This is a genomic window from Pedobacter borealis DSM 19626 (assembly GCF_000708285.2).
GTDB lineage: Bacteria > Bacteroidota > Bacteroidia > Sphingobacteriales > Sphingobacteriaceae > Pedobacter > Pedobacter borealis.
The window spans coordinates 1-609 of sequence record NZ_JAUG01000203.1 but is presented as its reverse complement, the minus strand read 5'-3'; the positions used below and the strand labels follow the sequence as shown (position 1 = coordinate 609).

At 31.0% G+C, this 609-nt stretch carries 1 protein-coding gene; it reads right to left on the bottom strand.

Annotation, left to right across the window (positions count from 1 at the left end; all coding sequences use genetic code 11):
- Positions 1-129: 129 nt before the first annotated feature.
- Positions 130-609: transposase (locus AW17_RS23415; RefSeq protein WP_245235134.1), on the bottom strand; the 480-nt coding region annotated here is incomplete at its 5' end.

Below are 609 nucleotides of genomic sequence, written 5' to 3'. Positions count from 1 at the left end.
TTAGTCCAGAGAAAGCGATTGAAATTGCAAAAACTATTTATTCATTGAAGGTTCTTAATCCATTAAATAATGAAGTGGTCGAGCAAACTTTAATCTTGAATGAAGAGCAGAAATACTTAAGCCAATTATTCAACTTTTGAAACTGGGTGTCCCAGTGCGGAAGACAGGTGTTATATTACTGTTTTTTTCTCCTGCTCGTTTAAACATCCAAAGCAGCCACTCTTTTCTGCTTTCTTGTATATTTTCAGTAATCTCCTTCTGAAGTTTTTTGGATGTGTGTACTTTAAAATCGCGTAGTACATCGCCTGGATTATTATTTTTTGCGCTAAATATTAAATGTACATGGCTAGGCATTATGCACCAACAATAAACTTCCATACCTTTATTCTTTCTACAATAATCTAAACTCTCTATCAAAATGTTAAAATATTGTACCCTAACAAAAACATCAATCCAATACACAGTTGCAAAGCTGACAAAATATAGTCCCTCTTTGTTATAAAACTTATATTTTCTACTCATTTTGTTCTGTTTATCTAATTTACAGCAATTTAGATAATCTATTATTATTATGCTTCGAAAATTATGAAAGTTTAAGATTGCGACTTT